The organism is Streptomyces sp. NPDC089424 (assembly GCF_044749345.1).
Lineage (GTDB): Bacteria > Actinomycetota > Actinomycetes > Streptomycetales > Streptomycetaceae > Streptomyces.
In genome coordinates this window covers 733,056-749,237 of the sequence record NZ_JBIVHU010000002.1, presented here as the reverse complement: position 1 = coordinate 749,237, position 16,182 = coordinate 733,056, and the positions used below count along the sequence as shown (strand labels likewise).

The 16,182-nt window shown below is 70.7% G+C and carries 14 protein-coding genes and 1 pseudogene; 6 read left to right on the top strand and 9 right to left on the bottom strand.

The features are described from left to right. Positions 1-17: 17 nt before the first annotated feature. Entirely contained in the window at positions 18-875 is an 858-nt protein-coding gene (locus ACIP2X_RS10990) for a sugar phosphate isomerase/epimerase family protein (RefSeq protein WP_401670391.1), read from the top strand. 91 nt (positions 876-966) lie between these two features. Here the strand turns inward: ACIP2X_RS10990 and ACIP2X_RS10985 are convergent, their stop codons facing one another. Genes ACIP2X_RS10985 through ACIP2X_RS10975 form a run of 3 tightly spaced genes read right to left on the bottom strand, consistent with a single transcriptional unit; the run spans position 967 to position 3,700 of the window. Next, positions 967-1,800 (bottom strand): ABC transporter ATP-binding protein, encoded by an 834-nt coding sequence (locus ACIP2X_RS10985; protein WP_401670389.1) that lies wholly within the window; start codon positions 1,798-1,800, stop codon positions 967-969. Then, complete coding sequence (locus ACIP2X_RS10980) at positions 1,797-2,816, bottom strand: ABC transporter substrate-binding protein (protein ID WP_401670387.1); 1,020 nt, start codon at positions 2,814-2,816, stop codon at positions 1,797-1,799. Before ACIP2X_RS10980 ends, ACIP2X_RS10985 begins: the two co-directional genes overlap by 4 nt. A gap of 35 nt (positions 2,817-2,851) precedes the next feature. After that, a complete protein-coding gene (locus ACIP2X_RS10975) occupies positions 2,852-3,700 on the bottom strand; it encodes an ABC transporter permease (RefSeq protein ID WP_401672294.1) in 849 nt (282 codons plus the stop codon). Between the two features lie 200 nt (positions 3,701-3,900). Between ACIP2X_RS10975 and ACIP2X_RS10970 the strand changes: the two genes are divergently transcribed. Together ACIP2X_RS10970 and ACIP2X_RS10965 are read left to right on the top strand one after the other, a co-directional pair. After that, positions 3,901-4,935 (top strand): LacI family DNA-binding transcriptional regulator, encoded by a 1,035-nt coding sequence (locus ACIP2X_RS10970; RefSeq protein ID WP_401670385.1) that lies wholly within the window; start codon positions 3,901-3,903, stop codon positions 4,933-4,935. 1,289 nt (positions 4,936-6,224) lie between these two features. Next, positions 6,225-9,233: a family 16 glycoside hydrolase gene (locus ACIP2X_RS10965; RefSeq protein WP_401670382.1), complete on the top strand. Its 3,009-nt coding sequence runs from the start codon at positions 6,225-6,227 to the stop codon at positions 9,231-9,233. A gap of 75 nt (positions 9,234-9,308) precedes the next feature. Here the strand turns inward: ACIP2X_RS10965 and ACIP2X_RS10960 are convergent, their stop codons facing one another. Next, the gene (locus ACIP2X_RS10960) at positions 9,309-10,070 is read right to left on the bottom strand and encodes a hypothetical protein (protein ID WP_401670379.1); all 762 of its coding nucleotides are present in this window, start codon (positions 10,068-10,070) and stop codon (positions 9,309-9,311) included. Between the two features lie 123 nt (positions 10,071-10,193). After that, the gene (locus ACIP2X_RS10955) at positions 10,194-10,643 is read right to left on the bottom strand and encodes a cupin domain-containing protein (RefSeq protein WP_401670376.1); all 450 of its coding nucleotides are present in this window, start codon (positions 10,641-10,643) and stop codon (positions 10,194-10,196) included. Between the two features lie 96 nt (positions 10,644-10,739). Here ACIP2X_RS10955 and ACIP2X_RS10950 point away from each other — a divergent pair, with 96 nt between their 5' ends. Beyond that, positions 10,740-11,486 carry an SDR family oxidoreductase gene (locus ACIP2X_RS10950; RefSeq protein ID WP_401670374.1) on the top strand — a complete coding sequence of 249 codons (747 nt, stop codon included), beginning with the start codon at positions 10,740-10,742 and terminating at the stop codon, positions 11,484-11,486. Positions 11,487-11,646: 160 nt separating this feature from the next. Here ACIP2X_RS10950 and ACIP2X_RS10945 read toward each other — a convergent pair whose 3' ends face one another. After that, on the bottom strand, positions 11,647-12,162 hold the full coding sequence (locus ACIP2X_RS10945; RefSeq protein ID WP_401670371.1) for a hypothetical protein: 516 nt from the start codon (positions 12,160-12,162) through the stop codon (positions 11,647-11,649). A 244-nt stretch (positions 12,163-12,406) separates the two neighbouring features. Here ACIP2X_RS10945 and ACIP2X_RS10940 point away from each other — a divergent pair. Continuing rightward, a pseudogene (locus ACIP2X_RS10940) lies at positions 12,407-13,027 on the top strand (sigma-70 family RNA polymerase sigma factor); the annotation flags it as partial. A gap of 81 nt (positions 13,028-13,108) precedes the next feature. Here ACIP2X_RS10940 and ACIP2X_RS10935 read toward each other — a convergent pair. Beyond that, a complete protein-coding gene (locus ACIP2X_RS10935; protein WP_401670369.1) occupies positions 13,109-13,960 on the bottom strand; it encodes an RNA polymerase subunit sigma in 852 nt (283 codons plus the stop codon). A 262-nt stretch (positions 13,961-14,222) separates the two neighbouring features. On the opposite strand from ACIP2X_RS10935, the gene ACIP2X_RS10930 reads away from it, so the two are divergent. Beyond that, positions 14,223-15,056: an alpha/beta fold hydrolase gene (locus tag ACIP2X_RS10930; RefSeq protein WP_401670367.1), complete on the top strand. Its 834-nt coding sequence runs from the start codon at positions 14,223-14,225 to the stop codon at positions 15,054-15,056. Between the two features lie 59 nt (positions 15,057-15,115). On the opposite strand, the gene ACIP2X_RS10925 is transcribed toward ACIP2X_RS10930, so the two are convergent. Together ACIP2X_RS10925 and ACIP2X_RS10920 are read right to left on the bottom strand one after the other, a co-directional pair. Next, complete coding sequence (locus tag ACIP2X_RS10925) at positions 15,116-15,313, bottom strand: hypothetical protein (RefSeq protein ID WP_401670365.1); 198 nt, start codon at positions 15,311-15,313, stop codon at positions 15,116-15,118. Positions 15,314-15,386: 73 nt separating this feature from the next. Beyond that, entirely contained in the window at positions 15,387-16,133 is a 747-nt protein-coding gene (locus ACIP2X_RS10920; RefSeq protein ID WP_401670362.1) for an SDR family oxidoreductase, read from the bottom strand. Positions 16,134-16,182 lie beyond the last annotated feature (49 nt).

The window sequence follows — 16,182 nt, the reverse complement described above, 5'->3', positions numbered from 1 at the left end:
ACATGAGAGGAGCTGACATGAACGGCACACGACGCGCCTTCCTCGCCACCGCACTGGGCGCGGCCGCGGCGACCGGCCTCGGCGCACCCGCCCAGGCCGCCGAGACGGGCCGGTGCCGGCGGCGCATACCGCCGTCCGGCATCGGGATGCACCTCTACACCATGCGCACCCCGCTGGCGACGGACTTCAAGGGCACCCTCGCCCGGCTCGCGGACATGGGCTACGCGACGGTCGGCGTGAGCGGCCGGCACGGCAACAGCGCTGCCGCGATCCGGAGGATGCTGGACGAGACCCGCCTCAAGGCGGTGCTCGAACACGTCGGGTACGACATCGTCCGCGGCAGCGGCCTGCCGCAGGCCCTGGAGGACATCCACACCCTCGGCGCCAGGTGGATCGTCGTCCCGAGCCTGCCCAGCGCGATGCACACCCCGGCGGGGTTCCGGGAGGCCGCCCGGGAGTTCAACAAGGCCGGTCTCGCCGCCCGCGAGGCCGGTCTCGGACCCCTCCTGTTCCACAACCACGGCCTGGACCACGAGGTCGTGGAGGGCGAGAACCTCTACGACATCCTGCTGGAGGAGACCGACCCGCACCTGGTCGGGTTCGAACTCGACGTGTACTGGGCCGCCAAGGGCGGGGCGGATCCCCGGTCGCTGTTCCTGCGCCACCGCCGGCGCTTCCCCGCGCTGCACGTCAAGGACATGGCCGTGAACGGTGACTTCGCCGACGTCGGTTCCGGTGTCCTCGACTTCCCGTCGATGTTCGAGACGGCGGACAGCGGCGGCGTGCGGCAGTGGCTGGTGGAGCACGACGCGCCGGCGGACCCGTTCGCCACCGCGCTGAACAGCTACCGGTACCTCTCCCGTCTGCGGTACTGACGGCACGCGTACACCACTGGGCCTCGCACCCCGGCAAGGAGGGGTGCGAGGCCCAGTGGCGTGAAAGCGCGCGCCGACCCGAGGGCCCGGGTCAGTCCGCCGCGGAGGCCGCCCCCAGCAGATGCCGGACACGGCCGGTGGCCTCCCGGAACTCCGGGCGTCCCATCGTCTCGGTGTAGTCGCGCTCGGCCGGCAGCCCCACCTCGATGATCTCCGTGACCGTGCCCGGCCGCGGGCTCATGACCACCACCCGGTCGGCCAGGTAGCAGGCCTCGGAGATGGAGTGCGTGACGAGCAGCACGGTGGTGCCCGTCTCCCGCCAGATCCGGTTGAGTTCCATGTTCATCTGCTCGCGGGTCAGCGCGTCCAGCGCGCCGAACGGCTCGTCCATCAGCAGCACCGGGGGCTCGTGCAGCAGCGCGCGGCACAGCGCCACCCGCTGCTGCATACCGCCGGACAGCTCGTGCGGATAGGCGTCCTCGAAGCCGTCGAGGCCGGTCATGGCGATCAGCTCGTCGACGCGACGCCGGGCGGCGGCGCCCGGCATCCCGCGCATCTCGGCCTGGAGCAGGATGTTGCGGCGCGCCGACCGCCACTCCAGCAGGGCCGCGCGCTGGAAGACGTAGCCGATGTCGTGGCGCGGACCGCGTACCTGCTCGCCCGCCAGCCGGACGTCCCCGGCGGACGGCCTCAGCAGGCCCGCGACCAGTTTCAGCAGGGTGGACTTGCCGCAGCCCGAGGGGCCGACGAGGGCGACGAACTCGCCGGGTGCGACGTCGAGGGAGACGCGCTCCAGCGCGGTGACGTCCCGGTTCTTCGTCCGGAAGCGGACCGCCACGTCGGAGAGTCCGACCGCCGGCCGCCGCTCGTCCTTGTCCAGCTCCACAGCGGGCTCCCGCACCGTCGTCTCTCTCGCCATCGTCATCCCTTCATCGCGGTGGCGCTGTCCCAGTACTCCGCCACGGCCTTGGGGCTCTGGACCAGGCCTGCCTCGGAGAAGACGTCGATCGTCTGCTGCCAGTCGGCCTCGGTGTTCACACCCGGTGCCTTGCCCTCGGTCGCCGGGGTGTGCAGCAGCGTCAGGGTCGTCCTGAACTGCTCGGACAGCACCTCCTTGGGCGGGAGTTGCTCGCTGGCGCCCTCCATCGCGGCGACGGCCGGGTCGGGGGACTTCTCCGCGGCGGCGAAGGACTCGCTGACCGCCTTGGCCATCCGGGCGGCGACGTCCTTCTCCGTGGTCAGGAAGCGCTGACCGGCGATGAGGCCGTTGGAGTAGAAGTTGAGCCCGTGCTCGGAGAAGCGCAGATACGCGACCGGCTTGTTCGCCTTGTTCTGCATGGTGGGGCCCTGGTCGCTGGCGTAGCCGAGCAGTCCGTCCGTCTTGCCGGAGATCACCGCGGCGATCTTGCCCGCCGGGTCGGTGTTCTGGACCTTGACGTCCGATTCCGCGAGGCCGTTCTTCTCCAGGAAGATCGGGAACGTCTTCGAGAGCGCGTCGCCCGCGGTGCCCGCGATGGTCCTGCCCTTGAGGTCGGCGGGGGACTTGATGCCCTGCGACGCGAAGAACTGCACCGAGGACGGCGTGGTCTGGAGGAAGACCCCGAGGCTCTTCACCTTGACGCCGGAGTCGACGCCGGAGAGCACCGCGGGGGTGTCGGCCCAGCCGAAGTCGGTCTGGCCGGCGCCCGTGGCCTGGACGGTCTTCTGGGAGCCCTGGCCGGCCTGGATGGTGAGGTCGATGCCGTGCTTCTCGAAGATCTTCTGCTGCTTGCCGTAGTAGAACGGGGCGTGTTCGCCGTAGGGATACCAGTTGAGGGTCAGGGTGACCTTGTCGAGCTTCTTGCCCGACTCGCTGGTGCTCTGGTCCGAGCCGTCCTCACCGCAGGCCGTGGCGACCAGGAGCAGCGGAACGAGGCCGATCAGAAGTCTGCGCGCAGTCATGGCTGGTCCTTCTCGTCAGCGTGGGTCGTGCGGGGTCAGTAGGCGGTGGTGACACCGGAGTCGCGGCGGCTGGCGTGCCACGGGAGGAGCAACTTCTCGGCGATCTCGACGAGGACGAACAGGACCACGCCGATCAGCGACATCACGAGCAGTCCCGCGAAGAGCATCGGGGTGTCGAGGTTGCCGTTGGCCTGGAGGATGACGTAGCCGAGCCCCTCGTTCGCGCCGACGAACTCGCCGACGACGGCGCCGGTCACGGCGAGGGTGACCGCGACCTTGAGGCCGGAGAAGAGGTGGGGGAGCGAGGCGGGGAAGCGGATCTTGACGAAGGTCTGCCAGGAGTTGGCGCCCATCGTCGACGAGAGCTGGAGCATCTCCGGGTCGACGGCCTTGAGTCCGGTCACCATCGAGATCACCACGGGGAAGAAGGCGATCAGCACGGCGATGAGGATCTTCGGGGCGATGCCGAAGCCGAGCCAGACCACGAACAGCGGGGCGATGGCGATCTTGGGGACGACCTGGGCGAAGAGCAGGATCGGGTAGAGCGTCTTCTCGACGGTCGACGAGTAGACCATGATCACCGCGGCGGCCACACCGACGGCGACGGCGATGAGGAAGCCCAGCAGCGTCTCGTAGGTGGTCACCCAGGTGTGCTGCCAGAGGTAGTCGGTCTTGCCGGTCAGGACGTCGAGCGTCGCGCCCGGCGAGGGGACGAGATAGGGCTCGACCAGTTCGGCCGCCGCGATCACCCACCAGGCGCCGAAGCAGGCCAGCAGCAGCGCGAAGGGGCGCCAGCTTCGCTCCAGGGCCCGGGTGATCCGCTCTGCGGCTCCCGGCTTGTTCCGCTCGGCAACTCCCGTCGCCTTACCGGGTGTTGCGTTCATGACGCTCTGGCTCACGGGTCGATTCCTCCGGTTTCCGGAGCGGTGGGGAGGAGCTGTGGTCCGGGGTGGTCGGAAAACGCTTTCAGAAAGCGCTTTCTGGTAAGGTGTGGCCACGCTAGTGACTGCCTGTGCGCACGGTCAATAGGTCGTCCCGAAGTTTCGGGGGTGCGGTGAGAGAACGGCATGCAACATCCGTCCATGTGACGCTCGACGTCGTCGCGCGAGAGGCCGGCGTCTCCCTGGCCACGGCCTCCAGAGTGCTCAACGGGACCGCGCGGGTCCGTGAGGACCTGCGCCAGCGGGTACGCGCGGCCGCCGACCTGCTCGGCTACATCCCCAACGCCCATGCCCAGGCGCTGGCCAGCGCCTCCAGCAACACCGTCGGGCTGATCTGCCACGACGTCGGCGACCCGTACTTCGCCGCGATAGCCGCCGGAGTGATGCGCGCCGCCGCCGAGCAGGACCTCCTCGTCATGCTCGCCAGCACCTTCCGCGAACCCGAGCGGGAGATCGCGTACGTCTCCACGCTCCGCGCGCAGCGGGCGCGCGCGATCCTGCTCATCGGCTCGGGCATCCAGGACCGCGCCTGGGAGCGGGCCCTCGCGGCCGAACTCGCGCCGTACGTCCGCGCGGGCGGCCGGGTCGCCGTGGTGAGCCGGCACCGCAGCCTGCGGGTCGACGCCGTACTGCCCGAGAACCGGGCCGGCGCGGCGGCGCTCGCGCGGGCCCTGCTGGACCTCGGTCACCGGGAGTTCGCCGTGCTCAGCGGACCACCCGAACTGACCACCGTCTGCGACCGGCTGGCGGGTTTCCGCGAGGGCCTCGCCACGGCCGGCGTCAGGCTGCCGCGGGAGCGGGTCGTGGAGGGTGCCTTCACCCGCGACGGCGGATACGCGGCCGCGCGCGAGCTGCTCACCCGCTCCGGCCGGCCGACCTGCGTCTTCGCCGTCACCGACGTGATGGCGGTCGGGGCACTCGCCGCGTTCCGGGAGCAGGGCGTCCGGGTCCCCGAGGACATGTCGCTGGCCGGGTTCGACGACATCCCCCTCGTGCGGGAGCTCTCACCGCCCCTGACCACCGTCGCCCTGCCCCTCGCCGCGATGGGGCAGCAGGTCATGGCCCTCGCCCTGCGCGAACCGCCCGGCCCGCGCTCCCGCGTCCTGCGGGCCGGCGGCGAGGTCGTCCTGAGAGCCAGCACGGCACCACCGCCTGGCCACTCCGTGGGTTCCTCTTGAGCCCTGCACGAGCCGCTCGGTCCGGGCTCGCGTGTCCTGTGGGTCGGCTTGGCGCCATCGCCCCTTGATGCCCTGTGTGAGGGGGCGGGTTTCGCAGCGCGCGGGCCGCGTGGCTCGGACTCCTGGGTTCTGCGGGTGGTTTCGGCGCCGTCGTCTGTCGAGTCCGTGCGTGAGAGGGCGGGTTGAGCTCCGGGTGTGCCGCCCGGTCCGGGCTCGCGTGTCCTGTGGGTCGGCTTGGCGTCACCGCCCCTTGATGCCCTGTGTGAGGGGGCGGGTTTCGCACCGCGCGGGCCGCGTGGCCCGGGCTCCTGGGTTCTGCGGGTGGGTTTGGCGCCGTCGTCTGTCGACTCCGTGTGTGAGAGGACGGGTTGAGCTCCGCGCGGGCCGCCCGGACCAGGCTCGCGTGTCCTGCTGGGCGGCATGGCGTCACCGCCCCTCGACGCCCTGCGTGAGAGGGCGGGTTGAGCACCGCACGGCCTGTGCTCGCGCGTCCTGCGGGCCGGGGGCGAGGTCGTGCTGAGGGTCGGGGGCGAGGTCGTGCTGAGGGTCGGGGCGGTGTCATCGCCTCTCGACTCCTCGTGTGAGAGGGCGCGTTGAGCGCCGCGCGTGCCGCCCGGTCCGCGCTGGCGCGTTTTGCGCGCCGGGGGTGAGGTCGTGCTGAGGGCGGGCACGGCGTCACCGCTCGTCGACTCCGTGCGTGAGGGGGCGTGTTGAGCACCGCGCTCGCCGCACGGTCCGCCAGTTCGCGTGCTGCAGGACGGTGGCGAGGTCGTGCTGAGAGCTGGCACGGCGCCACCGCCCGCCGACTCCGTGCGCGAGGGGGCGTGTTGAGCGCCGCGCGAGCCGGATGGTCCGCGCTCTCGCGTTCTGGGGGCGGGCATGGCGCCACCGGCTCTCGACTCCGCGCGTGAGAGGGCGGGTTGATCACCGGGCGAGCCGCCCGGTCCGTGCTCGCGCGTTCTGCGGGTCGGTACGGCGCCATCGCCCCTCGTCTCCGCGTGCGACAAGGCGGGTCGAGCACCACGCGCGCCGGTCGGCGCGAGCGACTGGGTTCGGTGGGCGCGTCCGTGACAGCGTGGCGCGAGCCGGGCCGCCGTCGCGCAGGCGATTGATCCCGCCATGTCCCGCCTCCAAGTCGTCGCACCGCGCCGGACTTTGAACACATCGATGACAAAGTATGGACATGACAAGCAGAAGTCTCCTACCTTTGCGGCGCAACCGCAGGCTCCGCCACGGAAGAAGACCGGAACGACATCCGGCACGGTCCGGTCCCCAGCCCAGGAGGACCAATGCGCCCACGCCTGTTCCCCGTCGTCCGAAAACACCTCGTTCCGCTGCTGACGTCGGCCGTCCTGGCCACCGGTGCCCTGGCCGCCCCGGCGGCCGTCGCCGCCCCCGCGGACATCCCGCCGCAGGAACCAGGGGTCACCCTGCGCGTGTTCGACGTGCAGACCCCGCTCAGCGAGTTGTGCACCCTCAAGCCGGGACAGACCCCCAACCACGACAAACTCATGCCGACGGTCGACTGGTCCACGACCGACGACTTCGGCGGGCTAGACGACCGGTTCGTCGCGGAGGCGACCGGCTACCTGGTGGCGCCCAGCGACGGTTCCTACGTCTTCCGGCTCACCAGCGACGACGGCTCCCGCCTCTCGCTAGACGGCCAAACCGTCATCGACCACGACGGACTCCACGGGGCCGAGCCCAAGGACGGCGTCGTCCATCTCACCGCCGGCTCGCACCCGCTGCGCGTCGAGCACTTCGAGCGCGACGGCGGACAGCGACTGCAGCTCTCCTGGAAGCCCCCGGGCGCCGCCGACTTCACCGTCGTGCCCCAGGAGGCGCTGAGCACCGACGCCGGGGTGGTCCGCGTGACCGCGCCCGGCCGCAAGGAGTGCGAAGGGAACGGGGACACCCCCGGCGACGGCCTGCCGCTCACGTCCGTGCGGCCCGACCTCACCCTCACCGACCTGCGCCCCGAGGGGTTCGAACCCCAGGTCAGCGGAATGGACTGGCTGCCCGACGGACGCCTCGCGATCAGCACCTGGGGCGGCAGCAACAACGTGGCCGGCGAGGTCTACCTGCTGGACAACGTCACCGGCGCCACGAGCCGTGACGAGGTCACCGTCGAGAAGGTCGCGACCGGGCTGCGCGAACCCATGGGGATCAAGTACGTCGACGGTTCCCTGTACGTCTCGCAGAAGCACGAACTGACCCGGCTGGTGGACCGGGACGGCGACGACGTGACCGACGAGTACCGCACGGTCGCCACCTGGCCCTACGGAGGCAACTTCCACGAGTTCGCCTTCGGCCTGCTCTACCGCGACGGCTACTTCTACGTGAACCTCTCCGTCGCCATCGACTACGGCGGCGCGACGACCACCCCGCAGCCGGCGCCGGGCCGGGGGACCACGTACAAGGTGAGCCGGAAGACCGGCCATATCAGTCCGGTGGCCGGTGGCCTGCGCACACCCAACGGCATCGGATGGGGGCCGGACGGCGGTCTGTTCACCACCGACAACCAGGGTGGCTGGCTGCCTTCCTCGAAGCTGGTCCAGATCAAGCAGGACCGCTTCTTCAACCACTACACCGAGCCCGCCGGTCCCTTTGAGGACTCGCCCGTGACCGCGCCGGTGCTCTGGCTGCCGCAGAACGAGATCGCCAACTCGCCCTCCACGCCGCTGTATCTGAGCAAGGGCCGGTTCGCCGGGCAGATGCTCATCGGCGACGTCACCTACGGCGGACTCCAGCGCGCCTACCTGGAGAAGGTGAAGGGGCAGTACCAGGGTGCCGTCTTCCGCTACACCCAGGGCCTGGAGGCCGGCGTCAACCGGATCAGCCTCGGTCCCGACGGCGCGATCTACGCCGGCGGTCTCGGCGCCGACGGCAACTGGGGCCAGGAGGGCAAGCTCAGGTTCGGTCTGCAGAAGCTGACGCCCAACGGCGGCAACACCTTCGACATCAAGACCATGCGCGCCGTGCCCGGCGGCTTCGACCTCACGTACACGCAGCCGCTCTCCACCGAGACGGCCGCCCAGCTCGCCGAGCACTACCGGGCCGAGCAGTGGCGCTACACCCCGACCACCGACTACGGCGGCCCGAAGATCGGCGAGGAACGGCTCGCCGTACGCTCGGCGACGCTGTCCGGGGACGGCCGCACCGTCCGTCTGCGGCTGGACGGCCTGGAGTCCGGTCATGTCGTGCATGTGCGTTCCCCGCGGCCCTTCACCTCGGCGTCCGGCGAGTCCCTGTGGAGCACCGAGGCCTGGTACACGCTCAACGAGATCCCCGGCAAGCAGCCGCCGCCCGCGACCCTGTACGAGGCGGAGGAGGCCCGCCTGACCGGCAAGGCCGGCATCAACACCGACCACGTGGGCTACTCCGGCAGCGGGTTCGTCGACCGCTACGCCACCGAGGGCAAGGTCGGGACGGCCTTCGACGTCACGGTCCCCACGTCGGGCTCCTACGACGTGAACCTGCGCTACTCCAACGGCCCCAACCCCTTCCAGGGCACCAAGTCCCTCTCCCTGTACGCCAACGGCGAGAAGGTGCGGCAGACCGAGCTCCCCTCCACCGGCGACTGGGACTCCTGGTCCACCCGGACGGAACGCCTCACCCTGCGCGCCGGCCGCAACGAGATCGCCTACCGGTACGACGCGGGCGACACCGGTCATGTCAATCTCGACCTGATCACCGTGCGGCCGCACGGCGCCCCGGTCACCCTCTTCGACGGGACCGCCTCCTCGCAGGCGCAGTGGCTGCACCCCGACGGCCGGCGGACGGCGTGGCCGCTGACCGACGAGAAGTCGATGGAGGTGTGCTGCGGGGACCTCCGGACCAAGGACGCCTACCAGGACTTCGCGCTGCATGTGGAGTTCCGGGTCCCGCTGCTGCCGCCGGACGTGACCGGCCAGGACCGGGGGAACAGCGGCATCTACCTCCAGGACCGCTACGAGCTCCAGATCCTCGACTCCTACGGTGACACCACGCCGGACACCAACGAGGCAGGCGCGTTCTACCTGAAGAAGGCGCCCGACGTGAACGCGGCGACGGCACCGGAGACCTGGCAGACCTACGACATCGTCTTCCGTGCGGCGCGCTACGACGACAGCGGCCGCAAGATCGCCGACGCCCGGGCGACGGTCGTGTGGAACGGCAAGAAGGTGCACGACGACGTCGTGATCGACGGTCCCACCGGCTCGGGCCGGCCGGAGACGCCCGCGGCGGGGCCGATCCGGTTGCAGGACCACGGGAACAAGGTGCGGTTCCGCAACATCCGGGTGCAGCCCCTGGGGTGACCCGCGACCGCCCTTCGAGGCGCCCGGGGCCGGCGGCAGCCACCGGCCCCGGGCGCCGTGCCGCGCGCGCCGCGGTCAGACCCGGGCGCCGCCCCCGGTGTCCGTGGAGTGCAGCAGGCGCAGGAACGCCTTGACCCCGGCGATGATCTCCTGGTCGTCGGTGAGACGGTGCACGGTGGCCTCGAACTCCCGGGCCAGTGAGGCGAGTCCGCGCTCGGTCTCCTCGGCACGTTCGTAGGTGCTGACCGCCAGCGCGTCCACCGTGCGCCGCAACTCGGCCAGGGCCCGGTACTGCTCCTCGGCCTTCTCCTCCAGGACCCGCGTCCCGGCCTCGGCGCGGTCCAGCCGGCCGCGCAGTTCCACCACGTCGTCCCGCGGATGGGTGACGTCCTTGAGGAGAGTGCCCAGACGCCGCCGGAGCTGGCCGAAGTAGGCGCCCGCCGGCCGGAAGAAGGTGCTCAGCAGGAAGAACGCGGCGAACCAGTACCCCGTGAACTCGCCCGTGGCCCAGGTGACCGCGAGGACGACCGCCGCCGTCAGCAGATGGCCCGCGACCGCCGTCCGGAGCATCGCACGGGCGATACGGCCGGCCTCGGCGTCCCGGGCGGGGGAGACCTCGATGCCCTTCTCACGGCTCACCCCGATCTCGGCGAGCACCGCGTGGGCACGGAAGTACAGGTTCCACGGCAGCGTGAGAAGGAGCAGCAGCCACAGAAGACTCAGCACGCCCGCCCCGACCGCGAACACCACCTTCGGCGGCGCCCCTGCCAGGTGGGCGAGGACCAGTGCACCGACCGCCGCCCCGACCGCCGTCACCGCCGCAAGAAATCTGCCCACGCCCACGCCCCCCGCCTCCTGGCCGCCGCCCCCCGGCCGCCGCCTTCCGGACTGCGGCTTCCGCGCCGGAGTCCATGGAGCCATCGTCGCGGACCCGGCGCCGGCCGGCATGAGTAGCCGTACTCAGGACGCTGGCCGAGGGGCCCGCCTGTCCTTGCGCTGCTCCAGCTCCTCGTCGTCGACCAGGACGAGCATGGGCTTGTCGGGCTCGCACATCATCGTGACGACGAACCGGCTCGGCATGTCGTCGCGGTTGTTGCCGTCCTGGTAATGGATCACGTCGCCGCCGGGCTCCCAGAACGTCTCTCCGGCCCGGACCACCCGTTCGGGCTCACCCTCCAGTTCGAACACCATCTCGCCCTCCAGGACATAGCCGAAGGCCGGTCCGAAGTGGCGGTGCGGGGGTGTGCCGGGGTCTCCCGGAGGAAACTCGACGAGCAGCGTCATGACGTGTGCGCCGTCCGGAATCGAGGGCGGTTTCGCTTCCTGGATGACGGTCACCGCGGTCTTCCAGGCCTCGGATCGCTGCCCCGGGCCCCCTGGAGAGTGTGCATCCGGTCCATTGTTCGGCATCACGCGACCTCCTCTCCGCACTGCACAGCGCGGGTGGGACATACCACCCCAGACTACTATTTTTCCGTACAGCCCAGCCATCAGAAGGGTGTGGTCATGAAGTTCACCGTCCTGGGGGGAAGCGGCCTGATCGGCTCGCAGGTGGGACAGCGACTGAGGGAGGGAGGCCACGAGGTGGTCTCGGCCTCGCTGTCCAGCGGAGTCGACGTGATCAGCGGAAAGGGCCTGGACGAGGCTCTGCAGGGCGCCGACGTCGTCGTGAACCTGACGAATTCCCCGGCCTTCGACGACACCTCCATCGCCTTCTTCGAGACGTCGATGGGCAACGTCCTGTCCGCCGCCGAGGCGGCGGACGTCCGCCACTTCGTGGTCCTCTCGATCGTGGGGGTGGATCAGGTGCCCCAACTCGACTACTACCGGGCCAAGACCGTCCAGGAGAAACTGCTGAAGGAAGGGCGCACGCCCTACTCGATCGTGCGGGTCACGCAGTTCTACGAATTCGTCGACGCGATCATGTCCTGGACGACCGAAGGGGACACCGTCCGCCTCCCCTCCACGCCCGTGCAGCCGATGGCCTCCGCGGACGTCGCGGCGGCAGTCGCGCGCGCCGCGTCCGAGGCTCCCTTGCGCGGCACGCGCAACGTCGCGGGCCCCACCGTCTACCCCCTCGACGAACTGGGGCGCATCACGCTGGCGGCGCACTCGGACGGGCGTCAGGTGGTCACCGACGAGCAGGCCGGCATGTTCGCCGTGGTCGAAGGAGACGTGCTGACGGCGCCGGAGGGCGCCGACCTGGCCGCCACGACCTACGAGGACTGGATGCAGCGGCAGCAGCAGCGGTAGGGGTGTCGCGGCGTCGGCACCTGTCAACAGGGTGGTCACACGGTGGTACCACCCTGCCCCATGGTTGTCTCGCGTGCGAGATATGCCGGCTCGGCGGTGGACGTTCTGAGCGAGCAGCGGAAGGCCGAGATCGAATGGTGGTACGTGCAGGAACGGGCCGCTACGCGCGCTTGGCGCGGTAGAGACCCCGGCCCGTCCGGCGGATACGGGAGGTGCCGACGAGACGGTCAAGGGTGCTGCGGACCGCGTTGATGCTCCCGCTGTCGCTGTCGCGCCCGAGCGCCGCGGCCACGTCACGGGCCCGTACGTCCGCCTGCCCGACCGTGGCGAAGTACTCGAGGATCTGCTCGGTGAGCCGGCCGTACTTCCGCTGCCCGTCGGCGTCCGCGTCGGCGTCCGCGTCGGAGCCGGCCTCGGTGGAGATGTCCGGGCGGACGGACTCCTCGGCAGCGGTCAGGTCCGGCTGCGCCCTCGTGGGCGTCGGCGCCACCTCTCCCGTGTCCCGCATCACGGCCTCGATCGCGCTGAGCGCGCGCTGGACGGAGCCGAGGTGCGCCACGACCGCGGCCAACTCCCGCTCCAGGGCCTGCTTCTGCAACTCCAGGCGGGCCAGGTCCTTGGTGAGGCTTTCAGCGGTGACCGCGATGGGGTGCGGAGCGCGGGTGCCGGAGACCATGTGTTCCTCTCGTTTCTCAACCCATTGTGTTTCTTCATCATAGGCAATACGGCACGCCGGAAGACAGACGATGCGCGCGGACGTGCGACACGGTGCCGCGCTCTCCATGGGACTCACCCCCTTCTGACGCCTACTTGGTGGGAAACGGTGTCACAAAATGTGCATGTGCCTGGTCAAAGATGTAGACGCCACGGATCGGCCATGGCTGTGGCTCATCCAGACCAGGAACGGAGACAGCAGGACGATGCACCTCGAGACGCCCCCCGAGGAAGGTTGCCTGGAGGAGGCCGTTTCCGTCTTCGTGCACTTCCGTCCGCGCCTGTTCGGCATCGCCTATCGGCTGCTGGGAAGCGCGGCCGAGGCGGAGGACGTGGTCCAGGAAGTGTGGCTGCGCTGGCAGAAGACCGATCGGGCGGCGGTGGTCAGCCCCGTGGCGTTCCTGTCGACCACGACCACGCGGCTGGCCATCAACGTGGCCCAGTCCGCGCGTGTGCGCCGCGAGACCTACATCGGCCCGTGGCTGCCCGAACCCCTCGACACGAGCGGCGACCCGCTGCTGGGCGCCGAGCGGGCCGAGGCCCTCGAACTGGCCCTGCTGCTGGTCCTGGAGAAACTGAATCCCACCGAGCGCGCCGCGTACGTGCTGCGTGAGGCGTTCGACTACTCCTACGAGGAGATCGCCGAGATCCTTCAGCTCACACGTGTCAACGTACGCAAGATCGTGAGCAGGGCGCGCGGGCATCTCGCGGCCGAGGGGCGCAGGACCGTCGACAGGGAGGACCACCGACGGTTCCTCGAAGCCTTCGTCGCCGCGTCGGAATCGGGGGACCTCGCCGGGCTGGAGGCGTTCCTGGTGCCGGATGCCGCCCGGCCCGGCCTCGACACCCCGACGCCGGCCCCTCGGCGCTCCCGTCGCGGCTTGCGCAGATGACGTCCGCGCGGTGGCTCAGCGCGTCGCCTCGCCGTCGGGCTCACGCCAGCTCCGGAGCTTGTCCGGATTGAGGATGACGTAGAGCTGCTGGATCCGGCGTCCGGCGACGTCGAGGCTGATGACCGCGGCGACCTGCCGGTCGGAGAAGACCACGAGACCGGTCCGTCCGTTGATCGCCCGGGTCTGCAGACGGGTGCGCGGGCAGCGGGGCAGCAGCGTCATCAGGGTGCGGGCGACCAGCCGTGCGCCGTGCACCGGTGTGACCAGGGCCCTGACCTTGCCGCCCCCGTCGAAGACGGCCGTGCAGTCCGGCGTCAGCACGGACACGAGGAGCACCTCGTCCCCCCTGAGACAGGCCCGCAGGAGGGTGTGGGCGACCTCGTCGTGCCGGTCCGCGGGCGAGGGCGGGGAGCGTCGGCCGCTGGGGTTCCCGGACGCCGGACCGGCCGGGACGGTGCGCCTCGGCTGCATGGCGGTGCCGGTCGCCGCGTCCGGCGCCGCTCCGAAGACCTCGTTGAGCAGGTACGCCGCCCGCTCGGCCGGGGAGAAGGACCGCAGCGCCCGGCGCATCACGACACCCACCTCCTTCCCGAGCGTCTTCTCCGACGGCGCCGCCGCCCCCTCCCCGGGCCCGGTCCCGGCCAGCCGCGCGCGGCAGATGCCGTCCGCGACCTCGGCGAGCCACGAACCGGGCGCCTCGATCCGCGCACGCGCCGGACCGGGCAGCTCGTACCACCGCCGATACGTCTCGTCGATGACGCTCTCGGCCGCACCGGTGCTCCCCAGCATGCGGTAGGTGAGCTCCAGCAGCCGCCGCCGTTCGTCGAGCAGCTCCACGATCGTCATCGCCTCGTTGACGCGGTCCATTCGGCATCCTCCCTCTCTCGTACGGCGCTACGCCGCAGCCGGGAGTCCATGGAGACTCGGTCGGCAACATGCTCGTCCCACAGGGGAGACCGGACGCCCGCGACCCTTGTGACATCCGCGCGCATCACACGGTGGAAGATGCCAGGAGAAACAGGTGTCACACCTTCTGAGGACGATCTGTCCCCTGCATGGAAGCTTCGCGCAGGTGTGGCCCCCCAAGGCCCGCACGGCACGCTGCGGCACCCGCCCCGAAAGGTCCGTCATGAGCAAGCAGTCCCGCTATCGACATGTCCGTGTTCCGCTCGCCCTGGTGACCACGGCGACCGTCGCCGCCGCGCTGGTCACCACGGCCGACGACGCACCCCCGAGTCCCCTGCCGGGCGGCGGCAGGCCGACCGTGGTGCTGGTCCACGGAGCGTTCGCCGATTCCAGCAGCTGGAACGGCGTCGTGGAGAGGCTGCGGCGCGAGGGGTATCCGGTGGTCACGGCGTCCAACCCGCTGCGCAGCCTCAGCGGCGACGCCAGATACGTGCGGGAGCTCCTCGCCGGTATCGAGGGACCGGTCGTGCTCGCCGGCCACTCCTACGGTGGAGCGGTCATCAGCAATGCCGCCGTGGGCGCCGACAACGTCAAGGCGCTGGTGTACATCGCGGCCTTCGCCCCGGACGAGGGGGAGAGCGCGTTCGGCCTGGGCGCCGAGTTCAACAGCACGTTCACCGACGCGCTGCGCCCGCCCGTGCCGGTCACCCTGCCGGACGGCTCCCCGGGCGTCGACCTGTACATCGACCAGGAGAAGTTCCCCGAGCGGTTCGCCGCGGACGTTCCGGAGCGCACCGCCGCGCTGATGGCGGTCACCCAGCGGCCCGCGACCGACGTCGCCCTGGAGGAGCGGGCGGCCCGGCCCGCCTGGAGGACCATCCCCTCCTGGTACCTGGTGGCCACCGAGGACCGCAGCATGCCGCACGCGGCCCAGACCTTCATGGCGAAGCGTGCCAAGGCGCGCACCCTGGAAGTGCGTGCGTCGCACGCGGTGAACGTCTCACGCCCCGACGACGTCGTCCGCGTCATCCGGGACGCGGCGCGCTCGGTGCGCTGACGCCCGGGAGGCGGGGGTGGAGTGACACCGTGTCACTCCACCCCCGCCTCCCGCGCGTCTCATTCCTCCGCGGGCGGTTCGGCCCCGGAGCGGGCCAGCCGGTGCAGTGCGTCGGACACCGACAGCATCTGCTCGTTGATCTCCGCGATCGCCCGGTGCAGCTCGTTGACCCGGGTTTCGAGTTCGGCGGCCTTCGCGGTCAGCACCTCGATCGTGGCCGTGAGCGCGATGCGGTTCTCGCGGGACGTGGGTATCACTCCGTGGCCTCCTGGACGCCGCGGGCCGGGGGTGGCCCCCGCCGCCGGGCGGGGGCCACCGCTGATTTCGCCTCTACCGCTGCTGCGCCAGCCAGTCGGCGAACCGGGTCTCGGCGATCTGCGCGTCCGGGCCGGGAAGCAGGCTGGCCTCCTCCAACTCGGAACCGAAGTACGGGGCGTGTACGTCCGCCTCGACCTTGCGGGGGTCGCCGTGGGGAGCGAGTCCCTGCTCGAGGAACTCCTTGAAGCCGAAGGCCTCGGGGCCGGCGATCTCCACCGTGCCGTTCAGCGGCGCCCCGGCGGCCGTGCGGGCCACGGCGGTGGCGACGTCGTCGGAGTACATCGGCTGGATCTTGGCGGCCGGGCAGCGCACCGTGTCGCCCTCCGTCATCGAGTCCGCGATGGCCGTCACGAACTCGAAGAACTGCGTGGCGTGGACGATGGAGTACGCGATCCCCGACGCCTTGATGAGTCCCTCCTGCGCCAGCTTGGCGCGGAAGTAGCCGTTCTCCTCCAGCCGTTCGGTGCCCACGATGGAGAGCGCGACATGGTGGGTCACCCCGGCCTCCGCCTCGGCCACCAGGAGGTTCGCGGTGGACGTGCGGAAGAACTCCATGACGGCGTCGGGCGCGAACGAGGGGGAGTTCGACACGTCGACGACGACCGAGGCGCCCTTGAGGACGTCCGCCAGACCCTCGCCCGTCAGCGTGTTGACACCGGTGTTGGGGGAGGCGGCCACCGCCTCGTGACCGTGGTCCTTGAGCTTGCCGACCACCTTGGAGCCGATGAGGCCGGTCCCGCCGATCACTACAACCTTCATGTACTTACCTCGAAAATGCTTGATGGTGTGTGCACATGGACTGCGCGAA